At 62.7% G+C, this 7,154-nt stretch carries 6 protein-coding genes and 2 pseudogenes (1 of these 8 running past the window's edge); 3 read left to right on the plus strand and 5 right to left on the minus strand.

All coding sequences use genetic code 11. The features are described from left to right. Both B3H86_RS12075 and aroQ read right to left on the minus strand, forming a co-directional pair. A pseudogene (locus B3H86_RS12075) lies at positions 1–198 on the minus strand (acetyl-CoA carboxylase, biotin carboxyl carrier protein); the annotation flags it as partial. 35 nt (positions 199–233) lie between these two features. Continuing rightward, positions 234–677: a type II 3-dehydroquinate dehydratase gene (aroQ, locus tag B3H86_RS12080; RefSeq protein ID WP_292054264.1), complete on the minus strand. Its 444-nt coding sequence runs from the start codon at positions 675–677 to the stop codon at positions 234–236. Positions 678–1,181: 504 nt separating this feature from the next. Here aroQ and B3H86_RS12085 point away from each other — a divergent pair. From B3H86_RS12085 to B3H86_RS12095, 3 genes are all read left to right on the plus strand, one after another. After that, positions 1,182–2,069, plus strand: coding sequence for a hypothetical protein (locus B3H86_RS12085; RefSeq protein WP_292054265.1), 888 nt, complete (start codon positions 1,182–1,184; stop codon positions 2,067–2,069). A gap of 69 nt (positions 2,070–2,138) precedes the next feature. Next, complete coding sequence (gene thiS, locus B3H86_RS12090) at positions 2,139–2,336, plus strand: sulfur carrier protein ThiS (protein WP_292054267.1); 198 nt, start codon at positions 2,139–2,141, stop codon at positions 2,334–2,336. A 75-nt stretch (positions 2,337–2,411) separates the two neighbouring features. Further along, a complete protein-coding gene (locus B3H86_RS12095; RefSeq protein WP_242915149.1) occupies positions 2,412–3,200 on the plus strand; it encodes a thiazole synthase in 789 nt (262 codons plus the stop codon). A gap of 59 nt (positions 3,201–3,259) precedes the next feature. Here B3H86_RS12095 and B3H86_RS12100 read toward each other — a convergent pair whose 3' ends face one another. From B3H86_RS12100 to B3H86_RS12110, 3 genes and pseudogenes are all read right to left on the minus strand, one after another. Further along, positions 3,260–4,069 (minus strand): thioredoxin domain-containing protein, encoded by an 810-nt coding sequence (locus B3H86_RS12100; RefSeq protein WP_292054269.1) that lies wholly within the window; start codon positions 4,067–4,069, stop codon positions 3,260–3,262. Between the two features lie 33 nt (positions 4,070–4,102). Continuing rightward, positions 4,103–5,518 (minus strand): M48 family metalloprotease, encoded by a 1,416-nt coding sequence (locus tag B3H86_RS12105; RefSeq protein WP_292054271.1) that lies wholly within the window; start codon positions 5,516–5,518, stop codon positions 4,103–4,105. A 54-nt stretch (positions 5,519–5,572) separates the two neighbouring features. After that, positions 5,573–7,154 (minus strand): annotated as a pseudogene (locus B3H86_RS12110) (ribonuclease E/G); it runs 1,046 nt beyond the window's last position.

Here is a 7,154-nt window from a genome sequence, read left to right on the forward strand (position 1 = left end):
AGGGGCGGCAGCCGGAGCGGCGACCGGAGCCGGAGCGGCGGCGTATTGGACCGGAGCGGCGGCGACGGTGACTTCGCGCTTCACCTTGATCTTCAGATCGTCCTTTTCGACTTCGATCTCGGTCAGCTCGGTCTCGTTCAGGATGTTGGCGAGGGCGCGGACCAGTTCGGCGTCGATAGCGGTGTGTTTGTCGGACATCTTTGTCTCTTCTCGTGTACTTACGCCGTTAGCCCTTAGGCGCGACGGATCATGTTCAGGGCCGCTTTCACGGCCAGTTCGTATCCCTGTACGCCCAGACCGGCGATCACGCCGGTGGCTGCCAGTGACACATAGGAGTGGTGCCTGAAGGCCTCGCGCGCGGCGGGGTTCGACAGGTGGCACTCGATGACGGGAATGCTCAGGGTTTTCAGCGCGTCGTACAGGGCCACAGAGGTGTGGGTGTAGGCTGCTGGATTGATGATCAGAGCCGAAGCTTGCGAGCGGGCTTCCTGGATCCAGTCGACCAGCTGGCCTTCGTGGTTGGATTGCAGGAACACGACCTTCGCGCCGTCCGCCGCCGCTATGCAGCGGGCCTGCACGTCGGCGAGGGTTTCGTGCCCATAGATATCCGGCTCACGCTCTCCGAGGAGATTGAGGTTCGGACCGTTCAGGACATACAGGACAGGCGCTTGTGGCATTCGCTCTGGTTGCAAGGCGCGCGCGGCACGCGGAATCGTGGGCTTTGTAGCGCGACTTTGGTGTCGACGCCAAGCATTCGGCTATATTGTTGACGTTACGTCAGTAATCGGCTGGCCGATCCAGTCAAGGGGCCAGGGCGCAGTGTTTCACAGCAAAGCTATCACATCTACAGGTGACGCTTTCATGACCGCGCAAAAGGCTTCCGTTAGCGTCAACGGAAGGGCGCGGTCCGTCGATGGCCCAGTTAGGCGGTGGGTTGGACATTGCCTGTCCTCTGGGGGATGAGGCATGGTCCAACAAGGCTAAATATAAATATCCACTCTCGAAATTCCTGAAACCGTGCATAGTGGAAATTCAGGACGGATAGGTTTCGACAAGCTTTGAAGTATTTGAGTGTGGAGGGTCTGATCATGTTTGCCGCAAATGCAAAACATAGGCCGTTTTCCATCTGTGCCGTTCCCGCCACGGGGCGTGTCAGGGCTTTGTGCCTTGTCGTCTCATCTGTGATGGCGCTGGCATTATTGCCGACGCAGTCTCCCGCTCAAGAAGCGCCTCCCACCACTGTTGAGGATGTCGTTGTCACAGGCCGCAAACTGCAAAAAGCCGTCGATGAATTCGTGTCGGAGGTGACGCTTCCGCCGCCCGGGCACGGGCCTGCGCGATGGGGGCAGAAAATCTGTGTGGGTGTGGTGAACCTGCAGCAGGACGCCGCTCGGATTCTCATCGACCGCGTTTCGGACGCTGCCGCATCAATCAATCTGGAACCCCAAGGTCCGGATTGCGATCCCAACATCCTCATTATCGCAACGGCAGAGGCCGACACCTTGGCCAATGTGCTGGTCGAACGCAGCCCTCTGGCATTTCGGCCCCGATATTCCGGCTCGTCCCAATCGCGCATCGCGCTTGAGCGGTTTCGCACCAGTAGCGCGCCGGTCAGATGGTGGCATGTCAGCTTGCCGATTACGCGTGATGGGGCCCCCGCGGTCCGAATGCCGGGCGAGGAAACCGCGCCTATGATTACCGGCAGCGGACTTCTGACGACTGAAATCACCAATCGGCTGCTGCGATCCTTCATCATCCTGGATATTTCTAAGATGGAAGGGCTGAACTTTCAGCAGGTGGGGGATTATGTGGCGATGGTGGCCTTGGCCCAGATGAACCCCGAAGCGGATACCTCCAGCTTCAGTACCATATTGAACGTGTTTGATGAGCCGACCCAGCATGCGGGGCTGACCCAGTGGGATCGCAACTACCTGCAGTCGCTATACGGCTCCTATCTCAACCAGCGCCGCCCCAATGCACAGGTCGGCGCCATCGGCAGCCGCATGGCGCGCGATATCCGCAGCGAGAGACGTACCTCCGAGGCGCAAGAGACGACCTCTCAAGACTGACGTCTTGATCTGATTGAGTTACGCCGCGCATCACCCCATATTCCTGCCGAAACGACAGGAGTTGACCCGTTGCGTATCGAAGTGAATGGCCAAGGCCGCGACACCTCGGCCCAGACCGTTCTGGGCCTTATCGAGGAACTGAAGCTTGACCCCCGCAAGGTCGCGGTCGAGCGCAACCTCGAAATTGTGCCGCGTTCGCTTCATGCAACCACCCCCCTGACCGATGGCGACAGGATCGAACTGGTACAGTTCGTTGGTGGTGGCTGAGCCGATCGGCTTGCTCAGGATCAAATCGGGTATCTGTGGCTTTAACGCGGGGCTGACAGTCGCTAACTGTGGGGCATGACCGAATCCGCCCCTCGTACCGATAGCTGGACCGTCGCAGGTCGCACCTTCAACTCGCGTTTGATCGTCGGCACGGGCAAATACCGTGACTATGAGCAGAACGCCGCCGCCGTGGTGGCGTCGGGCGCGGAAATGGTGACGGTGGCCGTGCGCCGCGTGAACCTGACCGATCCGGGCCAGCCGGTCCTGACGGACTATATCGATCCCAAGAAATACACCTATCTGCCGAACACGGCGGGCTGTTTCACCGCTGAGGACGCCATGCGCACCCTGCGCCTCGCGCGAGAGGCCGGTGGCTGGACGCTGGTGAAGCTGGAAGTGCTTTCGGAACAGAAGCACCTGTATCCGGACATGGAAGAAACCCTGCGCGCGTTGAAGCTGCTGACCGCAGAGGGCTTTGAGGTCATGGTCTATTGCACCGATGACCCCGTCTATGCCCGCAAGCTGGAAGATGCGGGCGCGGTCGCCATCATGCCGCTGGGCGCGCCGATCGGCTCGGGGCTGGGCATCCAGAACCCGATCAACATCCGCATGATCGTGGAACAGTCCAAGGTTCCGGTTCTGGTTGATGCTGGTGTGGGCACGGCCTCGGACGCGGCTGTGGCTATGGAACTGGGTTGTGATGGCGTGCTGATGAACACCGCCATTGCCGAGGCCCGCGATCCGGTGCTGATGGCCAGCGCCATGAAGCACGCGGTCATCGCCGGTCGTGAATCCTATCTGGCGGGCCGAATGAAGAAGCGGATGTTCGCCGATCCGTCATCGCCGCTGGCGGGCCTGATCTAAGACAGCAAAAGGGCCGGAAAGCAGATCGCTTTCCGGCCCTTTCTGTATCTGGATGCTGCTTATTTAGCCGCTTCGATCATCTTTTCGACTTCTGCCGGATCGATGCTGGCGCTGGTCTTGCCGTTGACGAAGAAGGTCGGCGTGCCGCGCAGGCGCAGGGCGGTGCCGATGGTGTGGATGTCGGTGATGTGGCGCACGGTTTCAGGTGCGGTCATGGCGGCGCGGGCCTTGGCCATGTCCACACCGGCTTCCTGAAGGATCGCATCGATGGCGGCTTCGTTAAGGGCGCGCTCAGCCATCAGGGCGTTGTGGACCTGGATGTATTTGCCCTGGGCGTGCGCCGCCAGGGCGGCACGGGCGGCATAGTTGGAGGTGACGGTCGAACCATTGTCGAGGATCGGCCATTCCTTGAAGACAAAGCGCACTTCCGGATGGCGGTCCATCATCTCGCGATAGGGGCCGGCCACGGCCTTACAGCCGGGGCAGCGATAGTCGAAGAACTGGATCACCGTGACCTTGGCGTCCTGCGGGCCCACAGCCGGATCGCGGGGATCGGCGGCAAGCAGATTCGGATTGGCGGCCACGGCGCTATCGATAGCGGAGGTGGCGTTCTGTTCCTCGGCGATCTGGCGGGCTTCCAGCATTTCGTCGAGAATCTGCGGATTGTTCAGCAGATAGCCGCGCACATGCGGGCCGACACCGACGCCGAGATAGGGCAGGCCGGCAAGGATCAGCGCGGCTGCCGATATGGCGATGGCCGCACCGGCAAGCACAGGCGTCGAAGTGCCCGACGTCGAGCGGCGACCCTTGGCCCCTTCAAGCTGGGGTGCAGGCGCGTGTTCGGGGGCGGTCGGCGGGGTGTCGGTCATGGAAATGGGGTACTCGTCAGGGACGCAGAGGGTTTAGTTGGAGCCAGGCGGCTGGACTTGCTGTCCGCGACGCTGCTGGTTGCGGCGCTCGGCAGAAGCGATTTCGTCTTCTGTTGCGCCAGAGGCCAGAACGATGTCGGTGGCGCGGCGCCACTCGATGCTGTTGCGGTCCAGCATGTCACGGGCGCGCAGGGCGAACTCGTTGGCCTGACGTGTCTGGCGCAGGGCGAACCAGTATTCGGCAGAGGCCAGACGGGCTTCGCCTTCCTTGCCCTGATTGGCATAGGCCTGACTGAGCAGGCGCCAGGCCATTGTGTTGTCGTTCTCGCGGGCGAGGGCGAATTTCAGCTCACGCTCGGCTTTCTGGACATTCTCGGTGTCGCCGGATTCCAGCAGGGCATGCGCAAGGTTGATCCGCAGCAGGGGCGCGTCGGGCAGCAGTTCCACAGCCCTGCTGTGCGCTTCAAGGGCCTCGGTGGGGCGACCTTCCTCGAAAATGATCTGGCCCTTCAGCTCCCACAGATAGGGATTTTCATTCTGCTCGGCCAAAAGCTCGTCAACAGCATCCAGCGCCTTTTGGGTCTGGCCGTCGCGGTACCAGGCAATGGCGCGGGCATAGCGGCCGGCAAATGAGCTATCGGATGAGGGATACTGGCGAAGGGTCGCGTTCGGCGACTGCATGAAGCCGCGGATCTTGGCTATGACCAGCGCATGCTGGGCGATGCGCTCATCGCTGTCGCGCTTGTGATAGTTGGAGGCCCGCTCGACCGGACCGCGCAGGGCGCTGATACGCTGTGACGACAGCGGGTGGCTGCGGAAATAGGGGAAGCGGCGGGCGTCGGAAAAGACTTCCTGCGAGCGGAAATTCTCGAAGAACTCGACCAGACCGCGACCGGATTCACCGGCCCGTTCCAGGGCGCGTGCGCCGGTGATGTCGGCCTCGCCCTCTTGTGACTGCATGTAGCGCAGAGCGCCCAGTGTGCCGAAATACTGGCTGGAGGCGATCAGTGCGGCCCCGGCATCGGGCGCGCCCGCCAAGGCCGCCAATGCCCCCAGTGCCATCGTCATGATCATCGGCTGCATGCCCGCATTTTGGGCACCGTCGCGCAGCGTATGACGGTTTTTGATGTGGCCCGCTTCGTGGGCAATAACGCCCAGAAGTTCGTTTGCGGTCTTGGTTTCCAGGATCAGGCCGGTGTTCAGACCCATGATCCGCCCACGCGTGGCAAAGGCGTTCAGGCTGTTGTCATTGACCAGCAGGATTTCGACCTCGTCAGGGTCGAGGCCCATCGCATCGAGGGTCGGTGCAGACCACTCGTCGATGATTTTTTCGATCTCCGTATCCCGGATCAGGCTTTGGGCCGAGGCGGGGAGGGCGGCGGCCATAAGCGCAGCCGCCGCCGCTCCCGCTACCAGAAGACGGGGTAGGACAGAGGAAAACCGGATCATGGTGAACTCCACAGCTACGGCCTCCCTACTGTCATTACGTCAAATCATGGCCGATCAACGGCGCCACCAGCCACGTTTGGGCTTTTCAGGAGGGGCGACAATCTGGTTCGGATCGTTGGCGATGATGTCCTCGACCGCAAGCGGCGCTTCTGTCGCAGTCTCATCAACCGTCACCTCAACCGGTGCCGGTTCGGCCACGGCGGGCGCGGCGATCTCGGCTTCGGCCTTGGCCTCACGCGCGGTTTCGATCGCCTGCTCGATGACGAAAGCCTCCGCAGGGGTCACGTCCAGCTTGGCCGGAGCGGCAGCCTCGGCGTCACGGGCGCGTTCGGTCGCCTTCTCGACGATGCGGTCGTCCGGAATGACAGCCACGAAGGGTGGCTGATCGTCAGATACCGTCTCGGTCGCTGCTTCTGCGGTGGCTTCCGGTGCGGCTTCGGCCCCGCGGGTCTTGCGACGGACGCGACGACGCTTGGGAGCCTCTTCCACAGTGGCTTCAGCCGGGGCTTCGGCGGCGGGTTCGGCTTCGACTACGGTTGCGATCGGCAGGTCCGGGTCGCCTTCAGGCAGCATGCCCTCGTTGGCGGCGCGATCCTCGACCTTGATGTCGGAAGCGGTTTCACCGTTGTCGCGGTTACGGCCACGGCCACGGCCGCGACGGCGGCGCGAACGACGGCCTTCGCCTTCGCCCTTTACTTCTTCCAGTGACGGGACTTCGCCTTCGACACCCTCGGTCACGGCGGTTTCGGCCACCGGACGCGGGGCGCGTTCAGGACGTTCCGGGCGCTGCGGGTTCAGCGGGTCGAACCACACATACGGGTCGTCCAGCGACGGCGTGCGGCCACGGACCCAGGTGTAGACGTCGCGATCACCGTCCTCGCGGCTGCGGCGGCCACCGCGGCGGCCACGGCGACGACGGCCACCACGGCCTTCTTCTTCCTCGTCCTCGGTCGAGGCCTCGACCTCTTCCTCGCGACGGCCACCACGGCGGCGGCGGCGGCGGCGGCCACCACGGCCTTCGTCGTCACGCTCGGCACGTTCGCCGTCTTCGGACTCATCCTCGCTGTCTTCGTCGGAAGCTTCGGCGACGAAGTCTTCGTCTTCCTCTTCTTCTTCCTCGTCGAAGATGGCGTGGTCATCGATGCCATCATCCAGCAACGACAGATCGACTTCGTTTTGCGGGGCCACGAACTCTTCGTTCGTTTCCGTGCGCTCGATGTGGTGCTCGCCCTGGGCCAGGGAGTCATCGATCTGGACGATGACCTTCAGGCCGCGCATCTGCTCCAGACGCTGCAGATAGTCGCGCTTGTGGTTCAGGATGTAGATGGCCACGGCGGTCGAGACGCGCAGTGTGATACAGCCTGCGCCATTACGGCCGGCTTCGATCTCGACGGCGCGCAGGGTGGTCAGCGAGGCGCTTTCCGCCGAGCGGACACGGCCCGTGCCCTGACAGCAGGCGCAAGCCTCGGTAGCGCCCTCGATCACGCCCAGACGGCGGCGCTGGCGGCTGATTTCCATCAGGCCGAACGGCGAGATGCGGCCCATCTGGATGCGGGCGCGGTCCTTGGACAGGGCGTCCTTCAACACCTTCTCGACGGTGCGGTTGTTCTTGGCTTCATCCATGTCGATGAAGTCG

The sequence above is a fragment of the Brevundimonas sp. UBA5866 genome (assembly GCF_002432125.1).
In the GTDB taxonomy this organism is placed as follows: Bacteria; Pseudomonadota; Alphaproteobacteria; order Caulobacterales; family Caulobacteraceae; genus Brevundimonas.